44 protein-coding genes are annotated in these 21649 nt (G+C 68.3%); 4 read left to right on the top strand and 40 right to left on the bottom strand.

Annotation, left to right across the window (positions count from 1 at the left end; all coding sequences use genetic code 11):
* Positions 1-87 precede the first annotated feature (87 nt).
* The 22 genes from AAW14_RS06750 to AAW14_RS06645 form a co-directional block, all read right to left on the bottom strand.
* Positions 88-432, bottom strand: coding sequence for an HNH endonuclease (locus AAW14_RS06750; RefSeq protein WP_265561027.1), 345 nt, complete (start codon positions 430-432; stop codon positions 88-90).
* Between the two features lie 31 nt (positions 433-463).
* Positions 464-1069 carry a hypothetical protein gene (locus AAW14_RS06745; RefSeq protein ID WP_265560901.1) on the bottom strand — a complete coding sequence of 202 codons (606 nt, stop codon included), beginning with the start codon at positions 1067-1069 and terminating at the stop codon, positions 464-466.
* Positions 1070-1079: 10 nt separating this feature from the next.
* Complete coding sequence (locus AAW14_RS06740) at positions 1080-1436, bottom strand: hypothetical protein (RefSeq protein WP_265560899.1); 357 nt, start codon at positions 1434-1436, stop codon at positions 1080-1082.
* 30 nt (positions 1437-1466) lie between these two features.
* Positions 1467-1619 (bottom strand): hypothetical protein, encoded by a 153-nt coding sequence (locus tag AAW14_RS06735; protein WP_265560896.1) that lies wholly within the window; start codon positions 1617-1619, stop codon positions 1467-1469.
* A gap of 5 nt (positions 1620-1624) precedes the next feature.
* Positions 1625-1879, bottom strand: coding sequence for a hypothetical protein (locus AAW14_RS06730; protein ID WP_265560895.1), 255 nt, complete (start codon positions 1877-1879; stop codon positions 1625-1627).
* 13 nt (positions 1880-1892) lie between these two features.
* Entirely contained in the window at positions 1893-2147 is a 255-nt protein-coding gene (locus AAW14_RS06725; RefSeq protein ID WP_265560893.1) for a hypothetical protein, read from the bottom strand.
* Between the two features lie 260 nt (positions 2148-2407).
* Positions 2408-2716, bottom strand: a complete 309-nt coding sequence (locus tag AAW14_RS06720; protein WP_265560890.1) for a hypothetical protein — start codon at positions 2714-2716, stop codon at positions 2408-2410.
* Complete coding sequence (locus AAW14_RS06715) at positions 2716-2964, bottom strand: hypothetical protein (protein ID WP_265560888.1); 249 nt, start codon at positions 2962-2964, stop codon at positions 2716-2718. Before AAW14_RS06715 ends, AAW14_RS06720 begins: the two co-directional genes overlap by 1 nt.
* Positions 2965-3108: 144 nt before the next feature.
* Positions 3109-3915, bottom strand: coding sequence for a glycoside hydrolase family 16 protein (locus tag AAW14_RS06710; protein ID WP_265560886.1), 807 nt, complete (start codon positions 3913-3915; stop codon positions 3109-3111).
* Positions 3916-3961: 46 nt separating this feature from the next.
* Positions 3962-4186, bottom strand: coding sequence for a MerR family transcriptional regulator (locus AAW14_RS06705; protein WP_265560884.1), 225 nt, complete (start codon positions 4184-4186; stop codon positions 3962-3964).
* Between the two features lie 105 nt (positions 4187-4291).
* Positions 4292-5029, bottom strand: a complete 738-nt coding sequence (locus AAW14_RS06700; protein ID WP_265560882.1) for a hypothetical protein — start codon at positions 5027-5029, stop codon at positions 4292-4294.
* A gap of 72 nt (positions 5030-5101) precedes the next feature.
* Positions 5102-5464, bottom strand: coding sequence for a DUF6221 family protein (locus AAW14_RS06695; RefSeq protein ID WP_265560880.1), 363 nt, complete (start codon positions 5462-5464; stop codon positions 5102-5104).
* Positions 5461-5790 carry a hypothetical protein gene (locus AAW14_RS06690; protein WP_265560878.1) on the bottom strand — a complete coding sequence of 110 codons (330 nt, stop codon included), beginning with the start codon at positions 5788-5790 and terminating at the stop codon, positions 5461-5463. The genes AAW14_RS06695 and AAW14_RS06690 overlap by 4 nt, the downstream gene beginning before the upstream one ends.
* A complete protein-coding gene (locus AAW14_RS06685) occupies positions 5787-5960 on the bottom strand; it encodes a hypothetical protein (RefSeq protein WP_265560876.1) in 174 nt (57 codons plus the stop codon). The genes AAW14_RS06690 and AAW14_RS06685 overlap by 4 nt, the downstream gene beginning before the upstream one ends.
* Positions 5961-5976: 16 nt before the next feature.
* A complete protein-coding gene (locus AAW14_RS06680) occupies positions 5977-6495 on the bottom strand; it encodes a hypothetical protein (RefSeq protein ID WP_265560872.1) in 519 nt (172 codons plus the stop codon).
* A gap of 131 nt (positions 6496-6626) precedes the next feature.
* Positions 6627-6833, bottom strand: a complete 207-nt coding sequence (locus AAW14_RS06675; RefSeq protein WP_265560870.1) for a hypothetical protein — start codon at positions 6831-6833, stop codon at positions 6627-6629.
* A gap of 41 nt (positions 6834-6874) precedes the next feature.
* On the bottom strand, positions 6875-7309 hold the full coding sequence (locus AAW14_RS06670) for a hypothetical protein (protein ID WP_265560868.1): 435 nt from the start codon (positions 7307-7309) through the stop codon (positions 6875-6877).
* Positions 7310-7365: 56 nt separating this feature from the next.
* A complete protein-coding gene (locus tag AAW14_RS06665; protein WP_265560866.1) occupies positions 7366-7686 on the bottom strand; it encodes a hypothetical protein in 321 nt (106 codons plus the stop codon).
* A gap of 14 nt (positions 7687-7700) precedes the next feature.
* On the bottom strand, positions 7701-8444 hold the full coding sequence (locus AAW14_RS06660; protein ID WP_265560864.1) for a mucin-2: 744 nt from the start codon (positions 8442-8444) through the stop codon (positions 7701-7703).
* A 9-nt stretch (positions 8445-8453) separates the two neighbouring features.
* Positions 8454-8576 carry a hypothetical protein gene (locus tag AAW14_RS06655; protein WP_265560862.1) on the bottom strand — a complete coding sequence of 41 codons (123 nt, stop codon included), beginning with the start codon at positions 8574-8576 and terminating at the stop codon, positions 8454-8456.
* Positions 8576-8947, bottom strand: coding sequence for a hypothetical protein (locus AAW14_RS06650; RefSeq protein ID WP_265560860.1), 372 nt, complete (start codon positions 8945-8947; stop codon positions 8576-8578). The genes AAW14_RS06655 and AAW14_RS06650 overlap by 1 nt, the downstream gene beginning before the upstream one ends.
* An 11-nt stretch (positions 8948-8958) precedes the next feature.
* Entirely contained in the window at positions 8959-9300 is a 342-nt protein-coding gene (locus AAW14_RS06645) for a hypothetical protein (RefSeq protein WP_265560858.1), read from the bottom strand.
* A gap of 140 nt (positions 9301-9440) precedes the next feature.
* Here AAW14_RS06645 and AAW14_RS06640 point away from each other — a divergent pair, with 140 nt between their 5' ends.
* Entirely contained in the window at positions 9441-9665 is a 225-nt protein-coding gene (locus AAW14_RS06640; protein WP_265560856.1) for a helix-turn-helix transcriptional regulator, read from the top strand.
* Positions 9666-9718: 53 nt separating this feature from the next.
* Entirely contained in the window at positions 9719-9916 is a 198-nt protein-coding gene (locus AAW14_RS06635) for a hypothetical protein (RefSeq protein ID WP_265560854.1), read from the top strand.
* A 3-nt stretch (positions 9917-9919) separates the two neighbouring features.
* Here the strand turns inward: AAW14_RS06635 and AAW14_RS06630 are convergent, their stop codons facing one another.
* The 18 genes from AAW14_RS06630 to AAW14_RS06545 form a co-directional block, all read right to left on the bottom strand.
* Positions 9920-10372, bottom strand: a complete 453-nt coding sequence (locus AAW14_RS06630) for a hypothetical protein (RefSeq protein WP_265560852.1) — start codon at positions 10370-10372, stop codon at positions 9920-9922.
* Positions 10373-10454: 82 nt separating this feature from the next.
* The gene (locus tag AAW14_RS06625) at positions 10455-10943 is read right to left on the bottom strand and encodes a hypothetical protein (protein WP_265560849.1); all 489 of its coding nucleotides are present in this window, start codon (positions 10941-10943) and stop codon (positions 10455-10457) included.
* 100 nt (positions 10944-11043) lie between these two features.
* The gene (locus AAW14_RS06620; RefSeq protein WP_265560847.1) at positions 11044-11538 is read right to left on the bottom strand and encodes a hypothetical protein; all 495 of its coding nucleotides are present in this window, start codon (positions 11536-11538) and stop codon (positions 11044-11046) included.
* 15 nt (positions 11539-11553) lie between these two features.
* Positions 11554-12162, bottom strand: a complete 609-nt coding sequence (locus AAW14_RS06615; protein ID WP_265560845.1) for a hypothetical protein — start codon at positions 12160-12162, stop codon at positions 11554-11556.
* 178 nt (positions 12163-12340) lie between these two features.
* Entirely contained in the window at positions 12341-14461 is a 2121-nt protein-coding gene (locus tag AAW14_RS06610; RefSeq protein WP_265560843.1) for an FtsK/SpoIIIE domain-containing protein, read from the bottom strand.
* Positions 14462-14469: 8 nt separating this feature from the next.
* Complete coding sequence (locus AAW14_RS06605; RefSeq protein ID WP_265560842.1) at positions 14470-15642, bottom strand: hypothetical protein; 1173 nt, start codon at positions 15640-15642, stop codon at positions 14470-14472.
* Positions 15643-15648: 6 nt separating this feature from the next.
* The gene (locus AAW14_RS06600; protein WP_265560840.1) at positions 15649-15852 is read right to left on the bottom strand and encodes a DUF4236 domain-containing protein; all 204 of its coding nucleotides are present in this window, start codon (positions 15850-15852) and stop codon (positions 15649-15651) included.
* Positions 15852-16058 carry a hypothetical protein gene (locus AAW14_RS06595; protein WP_265560838.1) on the bottom strand — a complete coding sequence of 69 codons (207 nt, stop codon included), beginning with the start codon at positions 16056-16058 and terminating at the stop codon, positions 15852-15854. Before AAW14_RS06595 ends, AAW14_RS06600 begins: the two co-directional genes overlap by 1 nt.
* Before the next feature lie 260 nt (positions 16059-16318).
* The gene (locus AAW14_RS06590; RefSeq protein ID WP_265560836.1) at positions 16319-16450 is read right to left on the bottom strand and encodes a hypothetical protein; all 132 of its coding nucleotides are present in this window, start codon (positions 16448-16450) and stop codon (positions 16319-16321) included.
* 142 nt (positions 16451-16592) lie between these two features.
* A complete protein-coding gene (locus tag AAW14_RS06585; RefSeq protein ID WP_265560834.1) occupies positions 16593-16763 on the bottom strand; it encodes a hypothetical protein in 171 nt (56 codons plus the stop codon).
* Between the two features lie 37 nt (positions 16764-16800).
* Positions 16801-17001, bottom strand: coding sequence for a hypothetical protein (locus AAW14_RS06580; protein ID WP_265560832.1), 201 nt, complete (start codon positions 16999-17001; stop codon positions 16801-16803).
* A gap of 111 nt (positions 17002-17112) precedes the next feature.
* Entirely contained in the window at positions 17113-17364 is a 252-nt protein-coding gene (locus tag AAW14_RS06575; RefSeq protein WP_265560830.1) for a hypothetical protein, read from the bottom strand.
* Positions 17365-17375: 11 nt separating this feature from the next.
* Entirely contained in the window at positions 17376-17573 is a 198-nt protein-coding gene (locus tag AAW14_RS06570) for a hypothetical protein (protein ID WP_265560828.1), read from the bottom strand.
* Positions 17574-17726: 153 nt separating this feature from the next.
* Positions 17727-17894 (bottom strand): hypothetical protein, encoded by a 168-nt coding sequence (locus AAW14_RS06565; RefSeq protein ID WP_265560826.1) that lies wholly within the window; start codon positions 17892-17894, stop codon positions 17727-17729.
* On the bottom strand, positions 17894-18163 hold the full coding sequence (locus AAW14_RS06560) for a hypothetical protein (protein WP_265560822.1): 270 nt from the start codon (positions 18161-18163) through the stop codon (positions 17894-17896). Before AAW14_RS06560 ends, AAW14_RS06565 begins: the two co-directional genes overlap by 1 nt.
* Positions 18160-18423 carry a hypothetical protein gene (locus tag AAW14_RS06555; protein WP_265560820.1) on the bottom strand — a complete coding sequence of 88 codons (264 nt, stop codon included), beginning with the start codon at positions 18421-18423 and terminating at the stop codon, positions 18160-18162. The genes AAW14_RS06560 and AAW14_RS06555 overlap by 4 nt, the downstream gene beginning before the upstream one ends.
* Positions 18423-18674, bottom strand: a complete 252-nt coding sequence (locus AAW14_RS06550) for a helix-turn-helix domain-containing protein (RefSeq protein ID WP_265560818.1) — start codon at positions 18672-18674, stop codon at positions 18423-18425. The genes AAW14_RS06555 and AAW14_RS06550 overlap by 1 nt, the downstream gene beginning before the upstream one ends.
* A gap of 168 nt (positions 18675-18842) precedes the next feature.
* On the bottom strand, positions 18843-19598 hold the full coding sequence (locus tag AAW14_RS06545) for a GntR family transcriptional regulator (protein ID WP_265560816.1): 756 nt from the start codon (positions 19596-19598) through the stop codon (positions 18843-18845).
* Positions 19599-19898: 300 nt separating this feature from the next.
* Here AAW14_RS06545 and AAW14_RS06540 point away from each other — a divergent pair, with 300 nt between their 5' ends.
* Both AAW14_RS06540 and AAW14_RS06535 read left to right on the top strand, forming a co-directional pair.
* Positions 19899-20354, top strand: a complete 456-nt coding sequence (locus AAW14_RS06540) for a DUF6907 domain-containing protein (RefSeq protein WP_265560814.1) — start codon at positions 19899-19901, stop codon at positions 20352-20354.
* 45 nt (positions 20355-20399) lie between these two features.
* Entirely contained in the window at positions 20400-21635 is a 1236-nt protein-coding gene (locus AAW14_RS06535; protein ID WP_265560812.1) for an RNA-guided endonuclease InsQ/TnpB family protein, read from the top strand.
* The last annotated feature ends 14 nt before the right edge of the window (positions 21636-21649 follow it).

The raw sequence follows: 21649 nt of genomic DNA, 5'->3' as shown, positions 1-21649 counted from the left end.
CCCCCACGCCTGTCACCGTGCGTACATACCGAACACGGAACGCCATCACCGCAGGTCAGGGGCTTGATCTATCGGCGGTGAAGATCATCACTGCGTTCGGTTCCCCTTTGCCGCATTGCATGATCGACAAAGGACCTGAACATTACCTTCAACGCTTACGCCATCCCGCACCAGCGGCTGCACGTGGTCTGCCGTCAGATCCTGCGCGGGGTGCGGGTCACGCCGCCAACCGGGGCACCAGTCGCCGTAGAGGGCGCGGTGCCTGGCCACCGCGGCGGCAGCGAGCCGCCGCCACTGACTGCCGTAGCCACGCTCCGTCGACGTGCCACGGATCCTGTCCTGCCGCGCCTGCCACGCAGCCTGGCATGTATCGCACCTGGACGCATTACGCGTAAGCGTGCCGCAGTTAAGGCACGGCCGTCGGCGTCGCATAGCCATGGCGTGCTCCGGTAGTCATGCGAGTTCAGGTCGTGTTGTCTGTGATGAAGCCGAGCGCAGCCAAGGCGGCGATCACCGAACCGAGAGCCGTGTTGCCGCCCTTCGCTCCCGTCACCGTCTGCCTACCAACCGGTGCCGCCCCGAACGCGCCGAAGGTACCTGCCGGTGAGAGCGCACCGTAGACGCTGAAGTCGGTATTCACCTGCCCGCCTTGCAGCACCGTGTAGTAGCTGAGCGTTTTGTTGCCAGCGATGGTCTGGTCGGTGGTGAGGTCAACGAACGCTTGTGTCGCCGATCCAGTTCCGCCTTGACTGATGGGCAGAGGTGCGGCCAGGTGGGTGGCAACGACCTGCGGATCGGGCAGCGTGCCGGAGAGGTCACCTCCCGCTGGGGCTCCGGCAGCGTTGGAGAGGGTGACACCGGATACCGGCCACGCCCCGGAAGCCTTCGGGCCGTACAGGACCAGGGAGCCCGGGTAGTTGGTGGTGTCAAAGTAGTAGTCCCCGTCAATGCCGGTCGCCGGTGTTGGGGCGCCAGTGCCGGTGAGGGTCCCATTGCCGCGGGGGCCTTGCACTCCGGTCGGGGCGATCTGCACAACGGGCGGAAGTGCGAGCACCACAGGAGTGGTCATATCAGCCTCCTCACGGTGCCGGCACCTGCGTGGTGTTGAAGGTGCCCGCACACCAGGGGGTGGCCGAGGCTGCACCTGGGTTGGACCAGAGCGCGTAGGGGCGGCTCCCCTTACCGAGGAGGCTGGTTGCGGCCGGGGTGAGGATCACCTGCACCGTTTTCGCTGCGGTGTCGACGGTGATCTGCCCTTGCGCCGTGACCGTGGGGGTCACCTTGACCAGCGGCGGCTGAGCCGTGTCGGTGACGGTGGGCCGGATCACGAACTCCCACGCGAGGCCCGTGATGTCGACGCCGGTGAACTGGAACGTCTGCGCCCACTGGCTACCGGCGGACGTCACGAAATTCACCTGGTTCGGAAGCGAGGTCACTGCTCACCGCCCTCACTCGAACCGTCCTGATCAGTGGGCTTGCAGCACGTGCACCATGGTCGGCAGCAGCCAGAGGGCAAGCCCCGCGAAGGCCATCCGGTCCCGGTGCGGCACCGTCGGGGGAAGGACCGCGGCGAGCAGCAACAGAACGAACGCGATGGTGTAGCAGAACACTTCGAGCACGATGATCAGCTCCCGGCGTTGGGCTGCTTGACGAGGGCTTCGACCTTCGCGACTGCCGCCTCGACGTCGGCGACGGCGTTCTTGACGTCGGCGACTACAGCGGTCCGCAGCTCCTCGAGAACGGGGCGGACGCCGTCGACGACGGCCGCGGCTTCCTTCTCGTAGTGGGAGAGGACAGAGCGGGCCTTCCCTGCGAGGGCGTGGCCCTCCGCTTCGAGGGTGGTGACCACGTGCTTGAGTTCGTCCATGATCGCGGACATGGGGGCTCCTGGTTCAGGAAGAGGGTTGGTTGGTGATGCCGCGGGATCGGCGAAGGTCGTTGATGGAGATCTCGCCGCGCGTGAGCTGTTCCATTTCGAGGGCGCACAGTTGTTCTTCGGCCTTGCGGCGGCGCATGGCGGGGATGCCGGTATCGCAGCAGGCTTCGCGGCGAATCAGCCCCTCGGGAGGGTCGATCTTCTCGCCGTGGTAGCGGCAGGTAGCCGGGAGCTTTTCGAGGGCGCGCCGGATCGCGGAGAGGTCGGGCATGAGGGTGCTCCGAGGGTGAGGGTGTGGCCTGCTGCCCGGCGACAGCGTGGATGGTCCGGGCAGCAGGGGCTATCGGGGGTCTGGCAGGAACTCGGCGGGCAGTCCGCGGTCCTTGCAGGGGGCCAGGTCGTGCCACCACCTGGACTCGCCGAGCCACGCAGGCTGGCCGCAGCGGGAACAACGGCCGGGGATCGGATCCCAGTCCGTGAGAGGCGTGAACGGGGCGTCGACCGCATGCCATTCGTCGAGGCTGCGGGCGGTCACTCGACCCTCACGGACGGTACCGGGTTCGTGTCCGAGGTGAGGTAGGTGTCGCAGGAGACCGGGTTCTGCCACCACGGGCGCGGCCAGCAGGGATGCGTCTCGGGCGCGGTCGGCAGCACGATCTGCGCCGGAGCGGCGGTCGACGTGCACGGTTCGATCGACCAATGGCCGCCGTTCAGCGCGGGCCACGTCTTGAGGTCGTCGCGGGCGCGCTCGGCCTCGGCTTCGGTGTCGTAGGGGCCGAACACCTGCTGGACGCCAGAACGGTCGAGGTGCCACAGCAGCAGTACGTAGCGACTGGCCATCACGCCTCCACCTTTCCGGGATCCGACTGGTCGCACTGCTGCTCGTCGAGGCGTTCGACGGAGACGAGGTGGTCCTGGCGGACGGAGTAGACGGCCTGATTGTCGGCGTCCTTGAAGACGACGAAAGTGCCCTCCTCCTTGAAGTACGCGGCGCGCACCCTGAACGGCTGCATGTTGGAGATGCCTCCGCCGACCGTCCCGACCATGAGTCGGTACTCGCGCATCCCAAGCTTCGTGGTTTCGGACATGGTGGTGCTCCTAGTGGTTGTGGTGTTGGTTGTTCTCGCGGGCCCGGCTGCGTGGGACCGGGCCCGCGAGGTGGTGCCCGCCACCCTCGAGGCGGGCGCCCCACCGGCCAGACGCGAACGGCGGCACACGGCGGGGAGTATCGGTCAGGACCAGGACCAGACGCGGGCGTAGTCGATGTCCATCTGCGCCCACGAGTTGGGCGCCGCGGACTCGCCGTCGAGGGACGACTCATTCTGAATGTCCCAATTCATGGGCGAGTTCGGCACGTCCTGAGTGGTCGAGTCGACCAGGCGGCCGTCCAGGAAGTAGCGGACACTGCCGGGCTTCCACTCGATGCGCGTGACGTGCCACGTCGTCCAGGTGCGGCTCGTGTCGGCGGCGGTGAGGTTGTCGCCCGCGGGAGTGTGGTTGTAGCCGCTGATGCTGCTGTCCCAGTCGCCCTCAGGGAAGTCCTCTTCACAGCACTGGCTGTTGTCGTTCGGCCAGAGCAGGTGGGCCGACTTGTAGCCGGGCGCCGCGTGCGAGACCCGCCACCGCTCCTCGTAGGCGCCGTACCGCAGCCCCATCGCGGCTTTGGGTACGACGGTCGCCGAGTGCACGGACCCAGTGCCCCGCCACATCCGCACGTGCAGCTGCCCGCCGGACACGGACAGGGTGCTGGCCGGGTCGTACCAGCCGCCCACCGCGTAATGCCGCTGCGTCGCCGTGTCTGGCCAGGACGACGGGTACGCCCACCAGTTACGGGACGCGTAGGACGGCAGCCCGCCACAGTACGCCTGCCGGGTGTCCGTGTTGTGGTCGCAGTCCGACCACGCGCCCGTCGGCACCGACCAGGAGAAGTTGTCGTTGAGGACGCGATGCCAGCCGGGCGTGGCGGCCCGTGCCGGCGTGGCGTTGACGCCCAGCAGCGCGGCCACCGCGCAGGCAGTCACAGCGAGACGACGCAGCATCGGGCACCCCCCATCGGTGTCCGAGCTGGCGTGCGGTGTGGTGCGGTCAGGCTGCGGCGTAGGTGCGACGTGCTTTCTCCCGGGTGGCCTTCTCCGCCCGGATCACGTCGATCGCGAGGAACAACGGCCGGTCGCGGTAGTCGCGTCCCACCTCAGTCAGCAGGCCCCGATACCGCCAGTTCCGGACCACATTCGGTGTGACCTGCGCAGCCTCGGCGGCCTGGGCGACGGTCCATCGGGTCGTCGTGAGATCCACCGACAGGTCAACCACGGCAGCCTCCTCACAGCCCGTACAACACGAAAGGCCCCGCGTGCGCGCGAGGCCTTTCAAGCATGGTGAACGTGCGCCCAGGATCATGCATGACGCTACTCTGCGTCAAGCTGCAGCTTTGACTTGTCCGGTCAGAGTCTTGACGTAGGCGTCGTACTCGTCGCCCGTCATCACTCGACGGCAGTCCGGATCCTTGCACTCGATGTACGGCCGATCCCCAACAAGCCGCAGGTCACGGGACTCAACCAGGTACGGGCCCTCACAGCGCGGGCACGGCGCGAGCCTTTGAACATCCCGCTGCTCATCCTGCTTCGTGAACCGCAGCGCAGCGTGATACCAGCCAGCCACCTGGCCGCCCGGGTTCGCGTTCTCCCGGTCGTAGGACTCATCGGCGGCCGGGTGGTTCTGCATCGCCCAGTCCCAGTGGGCGTCGAGCGTGCGGACCAGGCCGGTGATGTGACGGCCCTCGCTCGTGATCGGGCCGGGCTCGAAGTCGGAGGACCAGATGTTCCGCAGCTTCAGAATGTCGGTCTGCAGCTCGGTCATCTCCCCGACAATCCGGTCGATGAGGAGACGGGCAGGCTGCCCGGGCCAACTCACGGTGCCTGCACGGCCGATGGTTCCGGTGAGCTTCGCGGTGGTGCCGTAGAGGGCCTCGAGGTGGATCGCGGTGAGGAGTTCGGGGAGTTCGGCAAGCTGCTGCCGGGTGCGGTCGACGCAGCCCCAGCATTGGGCGGGCTGGCCCCAGGACGGCTGTATGTGGTGTTCGGTTCCGGTCTGTTCGCGGGTGGTTTCGGCGCGGCGCCAGGCGTTGTTACACGGGCCAGGACAGGGAGCGGGCACGGCGGGCCTCCCGGGGCGTGTGCGGCTGCTGAGGCCATTGTGCACGCGAGGGTTGACAACGCCGGGCGTCGACTACTGGCCGCTCGTCTCCTCGGTCCAGCCCCAGCCTTCGGCGAGGTTGAGGATGGTGTCCTCGGCGAGGTACGCGGTCTCGCCCCAGTGGTCGTTGTCCAGGACCCGCGTGCAGTCGGCGATGGTCTTCCGCTCGGCGGTGATCCGGCGCAGCACCGCGGCGGGGTCGGCGAGGCGTGCTACGGCTTGTCCTGTCGCGAAGTTCCGGATTCGGTCCTGGCCGCCGAAGGGGCCGATGATTGGATCGGTCATGAACGCCGCGAACGGCGCGCCATGGGTCCATCGCTCCAGTTCCTGCGCCGCCTGCTCAGCGGCGTCCAGGGTCTCCCGCAGCCACGCCAACATGCGGGTCGTGTCGCTCATCGCTGGCCCTTCAGAATCTTGGCGCGAACCTCTTCCAGCGGGCATCCGCCGTCGCACCAGGTCTCCTGACAGACTGGGCAGCAGCCGCCGTCCCAGTCCCTTTCGGCGTCGTCGGCGGCTTCCCGGAGCATGTCCCGGTACTCGTCCGGCAGCCAATCGGAGGCTGTACGTAGAGCCTTCGCGGCGATCCGAGCCTCCACGGGCACCTCGACCACTTTGCCTTCAAGTGCCGTAGGCCGCTGCACGAACAGCTCCGGCGGCGGGGCCAGTTCGTTGACCGTGACGTCGCCGGACGCGTGACCACCACGCTCGTACACACCGCTCACCGCTGCTCCCTGCTCGTCGCCTGCATGAACTCGGCCGGGCTGACCGGCCGGGTCACGTCGCCGCAGGATCCGCCGTCGGAGTACGTCCAGTGATGGCCGACCGGCAGATCCTCCCAACGGCGCCCGCAACCCGGGCACGACCACGGCTCCGGATCGGCGAGCTCGCTCATGCCGCCAGTATGCAGCTCAGCCGAGACTGTCGGCCGCCGCCTTGTACTCGCCGGCCTGTGTCGGGGTCAGGTAGTGGGAGACCCGCACGAGGACCGTCCCGTGGACGTAGTCGTACTCGGAGAGCGCCGGCATGGACTTGGTGACGGCTTGGATGTACTTCGCGCGGGCCTGCGCGTCCGTCGGGTCGGCGAACACCTCGATCGAGCCGCCCCGGTCGACGTCGCCCTTCTTTGTGTACTGGACGTCGGACGCCTTGATCCGGGAGTCGGTGAAGTCGACCTTCGATGTGTACTGGTTGGGGCGGCCGAGGAGGTGGTTGCCGTCGTTGGCGGCGGTGACGACGTCGGAGAGTTTCGCAGCGTGGACCTTGCCGGAGATCTGCGTGAACGCCGTGCTGGCGTCGAGAGACGTGCTCGCGGCGGGCGCGGCGGTGGGCTTGTCGTTGCCGCTCGATCCGCTGGTGGAGTTGTTGCTGCAGGCGGCGAGACTGGCGAGGAGGAGCGCGGTGGCCGCGGCGGTGAGGGTTCTGTTCATCGGGCGATGATGCAACCTGTGCACCGTACATGGAAGTGGTGTGATGGATCTGTGACGGTACGTTCGAGGCTGGGCACGCCGAAGACCCGCACCCAGACAGGGCGGGCCTCGGGGGCGGTGGGACGAGCGGGTCAGCCGCTGATATAGGCGCCGAGGCGGACCGGGTCGATGTCCTCGACCGCGCCCCACTCGTACCGGATGGTGACCGTGCCGGTGTCCTCGTCGTCGTAGGCAAGGTGGATCGCGGTGACGGTGATGGGGTAGTTGCCGTCCAGCTCGGCGGCGGCACCGACCGGAATGCTGTCTCCGCTGTTGTAGGAGACGAGTCGAGCCTGCATGGCGAGGTCCTCTCGGCGGTGGGTTGAGCGTAGAGCGGGGGTCAGTACCGGTAGTGGTCGCTGGGGTCGTCGGGTTCGTCGCCCCAGTCGCGGTCGAGCCAGTGGGCGTCGTCCGCGCGACGGCAGGTGCGCGCGTCGTCGTCGAAGTCGTGCTGCCGGGGCTCGACCAGCGGCGAGACAGGGGCGGGGCCGTCGAAGCAGCCGCAGTTCTCGTCGTGGTCCCACATGAATCCGGTGCCGTCGTCGCAGTCACCCTCGTGGCGTTCCGGGCGCTCGCACACGACCTCGTTGCCCGCGCTGTCGTGGTTCATCCCGCCGCACGTCGGGCCTGTCGGCAGTGGCAGGTCACGGTCGTCTGTGATGCCGGGCGGCCGGACGGAGACGAGGTCGTTGGCGCCGAGGAGTCCGAGGAAGTCCCGGAGGCAGGCGGTGCAGTCGGCTTCGGAGAGGGTGCTGTGGACGGGACAGATCTGCATGGCGGCGGGATCCTAGGCGGCGATGGCGAGGCGGGCGGTCAGCGGCGGGCGGGCGGTCACCAGGGCTCCTCGTCGTAGTCGTCGTAGTCGCTGTAGTCCTTGATGGATTCCGGGCGCTCGATCAAGGCCGGGGCGTGCGGGTCGGTGAGCCTGGCCCACACGTAGCGGACCTGGCAGCCGTTCTCCCCGTGCGTGATCTCCGGCATGTAGCGGGGCTCATCGGCGGGCCACGCGTCCGGCCACGCCCCGGTGAGGCCGCGCTCTCCGTTCGGCATCTGGTTCGCCGGCGGCAAGAACGCCTTCGGCTCCCACCGGGTCTGCCCGTCCCACGGGCCGCCGATGTACAGGACTTCGCGTTCGAACTCAGGGTTGGGCATGGGGCTCTCTTTCGTCAGTTGGTGGTGCGGAGGTCGGCAATGAGGACGGTGGCGTTGTCGGAGCGCTGGTAGGCGGTCCGGGCCTGGGCGACCGCGGTCTTCACGAACGTGCGGGCCGTCTCGCGCGGGTCGCCGACGAGGAGATCTGACAGTTGGCGCCCGGCGTCCTCGTGCGGCTCATACGCCCCGTCGGAGGCGAGGAGGAGCCGGCAGTCTTCCGGGTAGCGGGTCACGGCTTCGATCGCCGGATGCCCGGACTGGTTCTTCACCTCGTCGTCCGATGCCGGGCTGCCGAGGCAGGATGTGACGATGTTCCGGTTCCCGCCGCCGTGGATGTCGTTGGGCGGGTAGACCCGGCGCAGGTTGTGGTCGGCGGTGAGCCTGTGGACGGTGCCGCTCGGCGTCAGAAGATACGCGCGGGCATCGCCGCACCAGGCGACGGTGAGCGGCTTGCCGTGGGCGGTGACGGCAACGACCGCACACGCCTCCGGCTCGCGCGCCCACGGACCCTGCCGCCACGGTTCGGCCGCGTACCGGCCGTAGACGGCACGCAGGCCGGCCTCAGCGTCACCGCGGCGGGCAGCCGCCCGGGCGAGACGACGGGCAGCCTGCCGGGTCCAGTCGCGGACCTCGTCCGTGGAGCCGATGCCGTCCAGCAGGACATACGCCCGGGCACCGGACGGGGCGGTGGACACGGCGGTGGCGTCGCACTGGTGCGAGCGGTCGCCTATCAGCTGGGCAGTGGCATAGGTGCGCACGATGGTTCCTTACGGGGCGGTGACGGTGGCGGCGGGCTGCGGGGTGACGGCGTTCACGTGGAACGGGGCGAGGACGACGACCGCGAACAGCAGCGACAGGAGCAGGCACAGGCCGGATATCTGGGCGCGCATCACGGTGAGTCCTCCTTGGCTATCCCGGCCAGCCAGTCGTCCCAGTCGTCGCCGTCGACGAAGTCCGGGCGACGCTCACGCCACCAGGCCAGCGCCTCGTTGAGGTTCCGCTCCCACCACTCGTTCCACCCGTGCATTTGGATGTTCCACCGCCAGGCCCCGCGGACGGACTCGTAGGACTCGCGGCTGAGGCTGTGCCCGGAGGTGGGGTCGATGTCGTCGATGTCCCGGCCCATGGCGATGCACAGGGCTATGCGGGCGTCGTTTATGGAAGTGCGCTGCTCGACACCGGAGACCGTCTTGAGCGTGTCCCGCTGACGCGCCAGCCGCATGATGCGCAGCCGCGCTTCCCTGGTGGCCATGTCGCGCATCTCTACTTCTCCTAGGCGGCGAGGGCGAGGCGGGCGGCGGCGGCCTTGTAGGCGGCCTTGCGGGGGCGGTAGATGACGGCAATGCGGGCGACCTCGGCCGGGGTGTAGCGGCGGCAGTCGCTGCGCATGTGGCGGCCGGCGTGGATGCGGGCGGTCCGGCCGGTGATGCCGAGTTCCTTGGCCTTCTTGCGGAGGGTTCCGGCGACGGAGCGGGCCTCCTTCGGCGCGAGGCCGGCGGCGATGCAGTGGGTGGCGAGGGTGCCGTTGCCGCGGCGGTTGATGCGGGAGGCGGCGCGGTTGGTGCGGGCGCGGGCCTTGACGGTGGCGCGGCGCTTCTGGTTGCTGGCAATCACTGGAACTTCCCCCCACTTCGTCTTGCTGACATAGACAAGGTTAGGCCTAGACGGCTAACCTTGTCAACATGAATGCAGCGAAGTGCCAGGAGCTGAGGCCGCTAGACTTTGTCGACACCACACCGACAACAAGGCGGGCCATGGCAGACCCCAACGCCGACTACTGGACGATCAGCGACGTCGCCGAACACTGGGGCGTCAGCCCGCAGACCATCCGCACCTATCGATCTCGAGGGCGCGGAGAACTCCCCGAGCCAGACAAGGTCTTCGGCCGATCGCCCGTATGGAAGCCCGCCACGATCCTCAGCTTCCAGCGGCCCGGCCAAGGCGCGCGAACCGACCTGCGGGAGACACCAAAGGAGTAGCCGCCTTCCCGATTCCCGCCCCGCTCCCCCACCCCGGACGGCACACTGCGGGTATGGGGATCCGGATCGGGGTGCAGGCGGACAGCCGGGACGAGTGCGTCGAAGGCCTGGCCCAGCTGGTGGAGGCGGGGTACGTGCCCGTCATGCTGCCCGCTCAGATCGGCGGCGACCGGTGGATCGCACGCGCCGTACCCGCACCAACGACGAAAGCCCCGGCCGATGATGGCCGGGGCTCAGGTGTTTCGGGCTAACGGTCAGACCGCCACCGGCTCGCCCGCAATGAGGGCGCGCGCTTGGTCCATCAGTTTCGGGTCGTCGAGCGTGATCCGGCCGGCGTGAACCCGAAGGTGCCCGTAGTACGCGCTGTCGAGGTCGACGGCCCGCGCGATGTCGACCGTCCATCCCACCTCGGCGTCGATCGTGCGCGCCTTGCGTACCGTGCGGGAGCCGGAGCCGGTGCAGGCGAGCCAGCAGGCGCATCGCTGCTCGTGGTTGCCTTTCCACTCGCCGATGAAGCCGTGCCGTCCGGCGAGCGCGAACAGGTCGCCGGGCTCGAACGTGTTGCCTTCGACGGGGACGACGCCGAGGACAGCGGTGAGGCCGTTGTCGGCGGTGGTGTAGGCGAGTACGCAGCGGCTGCTGGTCTCCCAGTCGTGCAGTAACGGAAAGATCGTGACGCGGCCTCGGCCTGTCAGGTCCTTCGCCATGCCTTGCGCCTCTCTCGTGTGCTGGGCGGTGCGGGCCCGGCCACGCTATCGAGACAGACCCGCACCACCTACCTGATCTCGCCTAAATGCTGTGCTCGCACGTCGGCAGCGGGTTGCCGCCACCGCCGTCGTCACCGCACGTGTCCTCGCAGTCCACGGCCGCCTGCCACAGCTCCGGGATCACGACGTACCCGGCCTGCTGGATGGCCTCGACGGTGAGCGGGAGCACTTCGGCCGCGGGCGGGTAGACCTGGTCTCCGTTCACCCCGCCGTCGCACGGGTTGTGGTTGACCTTCTCCCACCCGTGGTCAGCGAAGAACCGGTCGTACTGCTCCGTGTACAGCATGAACTCGTGCCACGCCGGGTCGACCGCGCGACTCATGAACAGCGACGGCGCGTCCTTCGGCTTCTGAGCGCACGTGGCGAGGTAGGCCAGGGCCTGGTCCGTGACGGCTTCGGCCGTCCCCCCGTCCAGGCCGTGGTTCTTCGCGACGCGGCGGGACAGCCGCTCGAAGAAGGCGGGGTCGACGAGCGATCGGCCCGTCACCCGCTCGATGGTCTGTAATGCCATGCTCACTCTCCTACTTGGTGGTTGGTGTTGCATTGCAGCCCGCCCGGGCCGCCTACAGGCCGGAAGCCAGGCGGGAGTTCATGGGCCCCTGAACCAGGGGCTAGCGCGACTGCCGGTTGTTGGTTTTGGCGAAAATGCCGGTGGTCTTGCTCTCCACGGTGCGCTGGTCGACGGGCGCGTTGTAGTGGTGGTGGTGCACGTCCGGCTGCGCTTCACCGGCCCGACGGATGAGCCGGGCAACGGCCAGGATCGGCACGGCGAGCGCAGCCGGAGCGGCAGCACCCAAAGCGAGCTGGGCGGGGTCGACAGTGCCGAGGACATGCAGGACAAGCGCCGTCATGCCGCCGACGGGCAGGGACGTCGCGCCGACGCACAGGATCGTCGTGTTCAGGTCGACGGCTCGCTGGGACATCGACGGACGGCCCGGCTGCTCGACGGGTGCAGCGTTGCCGATGACGACCTCGGGGCTGGTGCCCTGGCGCTTCGCCTTCTCAATGGCGTTGTCGACAGCCGCGGAAATGACGGCGTCGGTGAGCGGGTTAGTGGCCTGCCCGGCCGCGGTGGCGGTGGGCGTCGGCTCGGGCAGAACAGGCATGACGGGCTGGGTCTCCTAGTCGATTTCGCCGGTGCCGAGGCACACGGAGCAGCGGACGTTCGTGGTCTTGTGCAGTCGGGACTTGATCTCGTGGTGGCCCTTGCCGTCGCAGGCGGCACACGGGTTGATCGGCTCGGGCTCGTAGTCGGGGTCCGGATCGTGGCCGCCGGCCCGAAGGGCGTAGTCGGCGCCGATCGCTGCGGCCTTGGCGGCGGCGACCGCGTTCTTCCCAGACCGCTTGACGGAGCGGACGGCCCGCTTCTTCTGCTTGCGGATCGCGGGCTTGATCAGCCGCTTCCAGTACACGTCGCGGACAGCCCGCCGGATGTCGTCGACAATCACGTCGGGGTGCAGGATCCCGGCGAGGACCACACCGCCGACCTCGACCTCGAAGACGTCGTCATCCTCCGCGCGCTCCCGGCCAGTGCGGGCGGCGTCGATCTGCTTCAGGATCCCGAGCGTGATCAGCGGGTCCTCCCAGCTGTACCCGCACCAGCAGTTGCCCCACACTGGGAAGCCGTCAATGAAGCCCTGGCCGTCGAGCGTGAAAGCCGGCGAGGTGCACTCGGGGCACAGGTGCGGGTGTCCATCGATCGTCATCTGCTCGATCTTCAGGGTGAGCATCTTCCGGACCTTCCTCGCATCTCGGGCTGTCATCAGCCCTGACGGGGCTGGATTCCTGCAGGTCAGCACCCTGACGGCGGGCTGACAGTGAACGGCTGTGCGGGGTTCGGATGGCAGCCCGCGTCAGGGGCCTGTCAGGGCGGTGACCTGCGACTATCCACCGCCCGACAGGGGGCCGTCAGGGTTTGTTTCCGGCATTCCGGGCGGTCCGGATGTCGTCGAGGAGGTAGCCCTGCGGGCGCTTCCCGTCCTCGGTCGGCACCCGCTTCACCTCCAGATCGACCCCAGCGGCCTCGATCTGATCGCGGATCACCTTGCCGACCCGCGCCGCCCAACCGGCCTCGGTCTCGCCGTCCTTGAGGCCGTAGCGTGCCGGGTCAGCGGCGGCGAACGCGGCGAACACCTCGGCGTTCGTGACGTTGCCGCGGCCCGTCGACTTGGCGAGGATCTCCAGCCGCTCCAACAGGTCGACGTGAACTATCCGCCCATTGCCGCGGTCCCCGCCCGCTGCCGAGGAGACCCCGGTCTCGGCGACGAGGTGCTCCTCGATCGCGTCTCGCCACTGCCCGGGAAGCCGCCCGGCAGACTTCCGGATCTCGAAGGCCTCCGTGACCACCCGCCGCTTGTCCTCCGGCTTCACCAGGTAGGAGCGGAACTCGATGACGCCAGTCTCCGGGGTGGCCAGCCATCCACGTCCGGGCTGATCAATCGGAATCTTCGAGGCGTCGTAGCCCTGACCGGTCATGCCATCGCCGAGGATCGTGTTCGACGCCGTACCGGACTCCGTGTTCACGGCCGCCCGACCGACGTGGTTCTGCCGGAGCCGGCCGCGAACCACGTCCACCTCGGGTACCTGCGTGAGGCAGAGGAGGAGTACGCCGAGGGAGGCGCCGACGGCGGCGATCTGCGACAGGTTCTCGGTCGTCCGGTCGGCCCACGGGCTGATGCCCTTAGGGGTGTAGGTCGCGAGTTCGTCGACGATGAACACTTCCCGGCCGCCCAGGAGTTGCATGACCTCCTCGTAGTTCTCGTCGTCGATCTTCTCGTATCCGTGCTGGTCCAGCAGGTCGGAGCGGCGCTCCAGCTCGGCGACGATCGCGTCGGTGGCTATGGCCAGACGCTGGGCTGCGCGCTTGACGAACGTCGCGGCGATCGGCGCGTAGGGGTTGTGTTCCGCGGTGCCCTTGCCGTCGAAGATCCGCACGTTGACCCACGGGTCCTTGGCGACACCGATGAGGATGTTCGCGAGCAGCATGCCCTTACCGCGGCGGGTAGCGCCGCCGACGAGGAGGCTGGTGTCGCGGACCCAGAGGGTGAGGGGCTCTCCACGCTTCCCGAAGCCAACCACGATGCCGTCCCGGAACGTGTTGATCTGGCCCTTGTGGTCAAGGAGCGGAGAGCGGCGCACCACGGCGAACGGGTCACCGTTGGACACCCACACCTTCAGCCGGGACTCGCTGCTGCCCGGACCGCGGTCCACGTCCAGGTCGATCCAGTCGGAGTGCACAGCCAGCGCCGACGCGATCTGCCGCTGCTTCTCCTTACCCAACGCGACCGAGGCGGGAATGCCGGACGGCAGGTCGACGGCGTAAGCGATACCGGGGCCGTCAGCGTGCGGGATGCCAACGCCACGGATCTCGGCGGCCCGCTTCTCGGGGACGACGCCGGCTTCGACGAGGACGCGGCGCATCGTCTCCTCGCCCAGGTGGCTGGTGCGGGTCGGAGCCTGCGGGGCGGCACTGGCGGGGGTTTCGGGCCGGCCGAACCAGGCGCCGGTGAACACGAACGCCACGGCGAGGAGGAGCTGTATCCACCAGCTGCCCATGGTCACGGCCGCCGACGTCCCGGCGACGACGATCAGGCCGCTGATGCCGGTGCGGATCCAGTGGTTCTTCTTGTGCGCCTTGAACTCGGCGCGCCGCACGTCCAGGAGGGCCCGGGCCTTCGACTCGGCCGCGGCACGGGCCTCGCCCCGCGGCAGGTCCTTGGCCTCGCGGAGCATCTGCTTCGCGGTGGCGATCTGCTGCCGGTAGTCGTCGTGCCGGGCATGCCACCACCGCAGGCACAGCCGCCGGTAGCCGCGCACCGACCAACCCAGGTAGTACGGCGTGTGCATCGCGTGGTGGATCGCGAAGTCAGCGGCGTTGTCCCGGGCGTACACGAGACGGCGGCGCAGCTCGGTCCCGGACAGCATCCACGCCGGACGCGGACGCGGCTCGACGATCAGCTCGTCGACCGTGTCGGGGGTGTCCTTGACGAGCGTCAGCGGCGGACGCTCATCCATCTGCGGGGTGGCCATCGGGGCTCCTAGTGGTGGTGGCCGTTGACGGCCGTGTGCTTGCGGGCGGTGTCGGCTGCCTGCGACTTGGCGAGGGGGTGGAACGGGAGCGCGTCACCCTTGCTGCGGCGGTGCGCCGGAGGCCGCCTCCGGGACCCCTTGGAGCGCTTCTCCGAGGGCGTCTTGGAGGCAGGGGGGAGATCGGTAACCACCTGCGGCTTTCCGGTCACTCCGAGTACCGTCGCGGGAGGCGTCGGGAGGACATATCGCAGAGGCTGCGACGGGGCCCCTGACGGCTTGCGCAGGTGTTCGAGAATCCGCTGCCGGATGGTCTTCGTATCTATCGGCGCGGGCTCCTGCGCAGCGGCCAAAGCCTGGGCGGAGCGGACCGCGTAGGCGTGCAGCCTCGGCGTCATGCCGGGCTCGTCCGTGCCGTGGACAATCGCCCACGCCCGAGTCCACGCATCCTCCGACTTCAGCGTCCCGAACGGGGCCGCGGAGACGAGCCGGTCCGCGATGTCCGCGACCGTCCGGTGATGACGCCGACGCCGCCGCTCGTGCTTGGCGCGCGCCTTCTCCTCCGCCCGCCGCTTCGGGTCCGTCGCCGCAGCCGACAACGTCAGCACCCACTGGCGGACTTCGAAGAACAGCGGGCCGCCCATCGTGACCGCGGCCAAACCGAGACCGACCATCTGCGCCTGGCCATCAGTCAGACCGTTGCCGGCGAGGCTGAGCCCGTACTGATAGTTGATGTGGGCGGCGAACCCGGCGGCACCCATCGACAGGGCACGCAGCAGCCACCGCACCCACGGGGCGAGCTTCCGCTCGTCGGCATACGCGACACCGGCCGCCATCACCCACGCTGCGCCTTCCAGGGCGGGCCCGATGGGCAGCAGCATCCACGAGATCGTGACGAAGTGGATGATCTGCGCGGGCAGCGACGCCAGCGCCGACAGGGTGACCAGGCCGAGCGTGCCCTTGCGGTACACGTTGCCGGGGGTGAGGGTCTTCTCCCGCCGGGCGGCGCGGGCTTGGCGGCGTGCGGAACGGTCACGGCGGCGCTGCGCGGTCTCCTCGCGCTTCTCCTTACGGTCGTCGCGGCGTTCATCGCGGCGCAGCTTGGACTCGAACGCGCGGTCCTCCCGCCGCTGCTTCGCGTCAGCCGCCTTGTCGGCGCGACGCTCTTCGAACCAGCTGCTCACGGTGGATCAGTCCTCTCGGTTTCGTCGGGTGGTCGTCTTGCGGTAGCCGAACGGCCCCGGAAGGTTGAAGCTGGTGGTGCGCCGTCCGGTCGAACTGCGCGTGTAGTGCGGCCCGTGCTTCCCGCCCAACGTGATCGACCAAGAGCGGCGGCTGAGGTTCAGGCGGACCCCGGGCAGGATCCGGAAGCTCTTCCGGAAGGTGAACGGCATCAGGCCCTCCGCGGCTGGGAGGCCGGCTGGTGCCGGTAGTGCAGCCACACGGCGACGGCGGCCAGCGCGAGTACCGGGCCGGGGATCGCGCCGATGATGACGGCCAGCCCGGCACCAGCGAGAGTGACCGGAGCGGCGGCGGCCGGAGCCACACCCACGGCGATCAGGTACAAGCCCAGAAGGGCGATCAGGACGAGGCGGAACATGACGACCTCACACAGGGTCAGAACGGATGGGGTGGTGGTGCTGCGCCAGTTCTCCGCCCGCCCCGGGCCGGGGGTCCGGGGCGGACGGGCAGCCGGTCAGCCAGCGGCTGGGCACCCGATCTGGTGGCCGATGCGGTATCCGCAGAGGCCGCAACCGTCGGCGTGCTGAGTGTCGTCACCAAGGTGCTGGTCGGTGGGCTCGGCCATGGCGGGTCCTTTCGGTGGTTGGGGTTGTCGTGATCGCGGATAGGGGTAGGCGGTCAGCCCTTGCCGTGGGCTTTGTTCAGGGCCTTCTTCGCGTCCTTGACGGTTCCGGTCTTCAGGCCGTCGTAGACCTTGTTGCTCTTCGCGACGGCGGCCGGGCTGGTCAGGTCCTTCTTCTTGCCGAACATGCGGGTCCTCTCGGATCGGGATCGGATGGTGGTGCGTGCCCCTGCCTGCTTCGAGGCGTAGGCCCGGAGTTCGGCCGGGCAGGGGCTGAGCGCCGCTCCCCGCGCGGGGGATGAGAGTCCGGGGGAGCGGCAGTCGGGGGAGTTAGCTGCGTCGCTTGATCTCGTCGAGGAGGTCGTTCGCAACGCCGTGGAGGGTGTCCTCGTACTTCTTCGGTCCGGTCTGGGCGGCCTGCTTGGCCTGCTGGTTGACCGCGGCGAGGCTCTGCTTGAGCTCTGCAGGGGTCTGGTTCTCGTGCGGGCGGGACTTCGACATGACGGTTCCTCTCGGGTCAGTGGGTCGGGGTGGAGGTTCAGGCGGCGTCGCCGAGGCCCGCGCCGAGCAGCTCGTCCGTGAGGGACGCGCCCGGGTTGGCGTGGTCGTAGCGGGCGGCCTCGTCGAGCAGGGCCAGCCGGATACGCCGGTGCCGGGCAGCCAGGTAGCGGTGGATCAGATCCGCGCGGTAGGCGGCATCCGACGACGGAACAGACGTGATCAAAGTGAGCGTGGGCATGGCAGTGGATCCCTACTGGTCAGGTGGGGCTGGGATGGGGGGTGGCAAGCCGTGGACGGCGGGGGCCGCGGGGGATTCGGAACTTCCCCGCCGCCCACGGCGATCGGGGGGTTAGCGGCGCCGGGCTGCTTCGTCACCGATGTCGTGGACGTCGATGCCATGGGCCGCGGCCACGTCGGCGAGCCGATGCGACTCGGCCACCGCCGACCGCCAGAGGGGGTCCGAAGTGTGCTCCCGGCCCTTGGCGTTCAGGTCGGCGGCGATGCTGCGGCACACGTTCATCTGGTCGGCTGCGGCGCCGAGAGCGTCGGCGGTACGGGCACGGTCGTCGAGCTGGCTCTGCAGCCAAGACGGCTTGGACATGGCGGTCTCCTTCAATCGATTCGGGTGATGTCGGTCGGCGTGGGGTCGAGCACGGTGTTGCCGCGGTTGATGCGGCTCACCAGCCGGTTGGCCTTGACCGCGGTCTTCTCGACCGCCTGCTCCGCGCTCTCGGCGCGGGCGCTGTACGTGTACTGGCCGCCAGCGCCGGGGCCTTCGACGCCCTTGCGGGTTACGGTCCAGCGGGGCATGGCTGTCCTCTCAAATCGGGTCGTGCGGGATTGGAAGCCGCGGCCGGCGGGACAGGGCAGACACCGCCACCCGCGCGCTAGGGGGTCAGCCCTGCGGGTGAGGGCGCGGCGGACGAACCGGCAACGGAGGCTTCGTGCGCTCGTGCTCGGCGCTCACCGGACGACCTCGTGCAGGTGCCGGCAGTGGTCCCGCCAGTCGAGGTGGATCGGGCACGACACCCGCTGCTCGGCCGGGGTCTGCCGGGCGGTCTCCCGGTAGAGGGCGCGCGCCAGGTCGTCGGAGAACTCGACCGGCATCCGCGGCTGGATCGCCGTCGCCATCACGCGGCGCCGATCAGGTCGAGCCGGCCGGCCTGGGCGAGCGTGGCGCGGGAGGCGGCCATCAGGTCCTCGGCCACAGCCAGGCTGTCCGCGTCCAGATCCGACATGCCGCCGGACTCGGCAACCGCCGCCAGCTGACGGGCATGCACGGCAGCCGTCTCATACTCGGTTACCGCACGGACCACGGCAGCCGGAACGGACAGCCGCAGCTCCAAGGAACGGAGCGCCAGCACGGCAGCCGGAGGAAGCGGAGCAGTCGGAGTGCTCATCGGAACCACCGCCGCTTCGGCTTCGGCGGGGCGAGCCGCTTCTGCGACTCGTGGTGGAACGTCTCGTGCAGGTTGCCCCAGAACCGGAACCACTCGGCTGTCCGGGACTTCGCCGCCAACACCAGCGCCTCATCCGCCAACTCGGCGAACGTCTGCGCCAGGGCGTCGCGGTTCGTCGTGTCCAGGATGGCGGCCAGGGAGGCGAGGTAGGCAGTAGTCGGGACGGGGGTGTCGGTGGGGGGGCTCTCGGTCGTGGTCATCAGGCCACCTCCTGCGGGGCGAGCGGAGTGATCTCGGAAGCGCGCAGGTACTCAAGCGCGGAGGACTCCCAAATACGGAGCCCACGGGGGCGGACCTTGCCCTTGCCGAGGCGATGGGAGCGCAGCTCACCAGCACGGGCAAGGCGGTACACCGACGTCAAGGAGAGGTTGAGGATCGTGGCGACCTCGGCTGCCGGGAGCAGCTTGTCGCCTGGCGATGCCGCGACCGAGGCGGGCGCATCTTGGGCCATGAAGACTCCAGGCAGGCAGGCAGAAGGAAGGGCCAGATTCCGGGGTGGAATCTGTACTGAACAAGTTAGCCCACTCGTACAGCTCTGACTAGTCAGGCACCCCAGAACAACCCGATGTGGCGCGAAAAAGCCCCCGTCGGGTTTCCGGCGGGGGCGAGAACCTGTGACCTAGGAGGTGAAGTCGTACTCCAGTACGTAGTTGCTGCCATCGAGCAGCATCTCGTTGACCTCTACTGGGCGCCCGTTTTGGTCAAACGCCGTCCTGGCAATCAGCATGACCGGAGTGCCGGACGCGATCCCCAGCGCAGCCACCTCTTCGGGAAGTGGCATCCGGACGCGCACCTCTTCACGGAAGCGCTCAGGACCGTGCCCCAGTTCGTCGAGGCGCGCATACGTTCCGCCAGGACCGGTGTTCGGCTGCGTAATCGGCGACCCCGCGACAATGTCCGACGGAAGGTACGAAGTCGACTGCTGGACGACACGCCCCTCCATACGATGCAGCCGACGGCGCCGCCACACCTTCTTTCCCGCTTGGAGCCCAAGAGTGCCGGCGATGTGTGTCGGCGGGTCGATCTCATCGACCTGAGTGTCCTCGTCATGACGACGGCCAGCTGCGTCAGCGTCCCAGATTGCCCGGCCAGCTCCCCAGTTGCTGCGCGAGAGTCGCTGGGCTGCATTGCGGCGGATCATCTTGAAGGACCGCACGTACACACCCGAGCCGCGGCGGGCTTCAGTGAGACCCTCAGCAGCAAGTAGGGCCAAGGCGTCCCGGGCGGTGCCTCTTGCCACACTGTGCTGCTCTCGCAGCTCGGACTCGCTGGGCAGGCGGTCTCCTGCCTTGTAGTCGCCCCGGTTGATGGCCGCGCGCAGCTCTGCCGCGATCTCCAGGTACCGCGGCGTCTTGCGCTGCGCTTCCTTACCCAAGGCGTCCCTCCTTTGTCATGACCTGTAGAGGCAAAGGTACATGTCTACCAGCCGCCCCTCGCGTGCCCTGAACAGGGGGATCGCTAACTCGGCAACTCAGACGATTCAGCCCCGTTGACACTTGTCCTGAACAAGTGCGAGAGTCTGTCCTGTCACCGTGACGCACTGCACACGTGATGCAGCGCCGCGTTATGGCCTGAAGAACCAAAACGGCCGGACGGTCGCCACCGTCCGGCCGATGTGAAGCGAGTCGCCACTCGCGGATCAAGCAACCAACCCTGGTCAGATTGGAATCCGTCCATGACCTTAGCAGCGCCCGCACTCCCTGTCGTCTCCCCCGGGCATCGCCTCGTGCCGGCCGCGATTGGCCGCCGTCTCGAGCCCACTCAGGTGATCTACATCGAGTGTCCGACCTGGTGCATCGTTGATCACGTCTCCGAGAAGGAGGTCGCGGTCGAGGACATCGTCCACTCGTCCTACGACGCCCTGGGCAGCGAGAACACCGCCAGCGTCACCGTGGGCTCGTTCCTCAGCAAGGGCATCACGTTCGAGATGTACGCCTCGTTGAAGGCCGAAACCAGCGGCAATGACCCGCGGCTACAGCGGGCGCACATCACCCTCGACGACGGCGGCGGGGACGACGCCTTTCTCACCGAGGACATGGCCGAGGAGGTCGCGGACCGGATGGCCAACTTCGCCATCGAGCTGCGCCGACTCGCCGGCATCGCGCGCCAGGCGAACCAACTCGGCGCCTAGCACTGTCAGACCCTGCCTGTAGAGTCCAATGAGAGGGGGTGTTCCATGCTGACCGGCCGCAAGTACCGGCTCAAGCTCACGCCTGAACAGGAAGCGATGTGCGAGGAGTTCGGCAACATCTGCCGCGCCGTATGGAACACCGCCCTCGAACAGCGCCGGGAATACGCCCGGCGAGGGGCATGGATGAACTTCGTGCCGCAGTCGGCAGAGTTCACAGAAGCTCGAGCCGAGTTCGAATGGCTGCGCAAGGCGCCCCGCGTCATCTGTCAACAGGTACTGAGGGACCTTGACCAGGCATGTAGGCGGCATGGGACATTCAAGGTGCGATGGCGATCGAAGGCGCGCTGGTCGCCCTCATTTCGCTTCCCTGATCACCGCCGCCTTTCAATCGAACGCCTCAATCGGAAATGGGGAAGGGTCAAACTACCCACACTTGGATGGGTGACCTTCCGCTGGACAAGACCGTTGGGCGGAGAGATCCGCTCAGCCACGGTGGCCTGTAAGGCCGGGCACTGGTACGTGTCATTCCTCGTCGAGGACGGCCTCCTCACCCCTGAGCACCACGCGGGGACACCGGTCGGTATCGACCGGGGCGTCGCCGTAGCGGCCACCACGAGCGCCGGCCGCTTCTACGACCGTGAGTTCATTGCAGCCAGGGAGAAGATTCGCTATCGCCGGTTGCAGCAGCGTCTCGCCCGCTCGAAGAAGGGCTCAGCGAACCGCCGCAAGACCATCGCCGCGATTAACCGGATCATGTCTCGCGTTTCAAACCGGCGTGGAGACTTTGCCGCATGGACGGCGAACCGCCTCACCGCCGAGCACTCCGTCGTAATCCTGGAAGACCTGCGCACCTGCGACATGACGGCCTCAGCCAAAGGCACCAAAACCGAACCCGGCCGCAACGTTCGGCAGAAGGCCGGCCTGAATCGGGCCATCCTCGACAAGGGCTGGCGCCGCATGGAGCTGGCCCTACAGTCGGCCGCTCGATATACCGGCACGCAGATCATCAAGGTAAACCCCGCGTACACGTCGCAGACCTGTAACCGCTGCAAGGAGGTGGACGCGAAGTCGCGCGAGAGCCAAGCCGTCTTCGTGTGCACCAGCTGCGGGCATCGGGATCACGCGGACCTGAACGCGGCAAGAAACATCCTCGCGGCAGGGCTTGCCGTGACAGCTTGTGGAGACTTCGGCACTGGCCGGTCTGCGAAGCAAGAACCAGCGGCCCCGCAAGGGGTAACGCACCAGCTAGCGCTCCCGCTGGCTGGAATCCCTCAGCAGTGACTGGGGGAGGAATC

It is taken from the genome of Streptomyces hygroscopicus (assembly GCF_026168105.1).
In the GTDB taxonomy this organism is placed as follows: Bacteria; Actinomycetota; Actinomycetes; order Streptomycetales; family Streptomycetaceae; genus Streptomyces; species Streptomyces hygroscopicus_D.
This window is presented reverse-complemented; position numbering and strand designations above follow the sequence as displayed.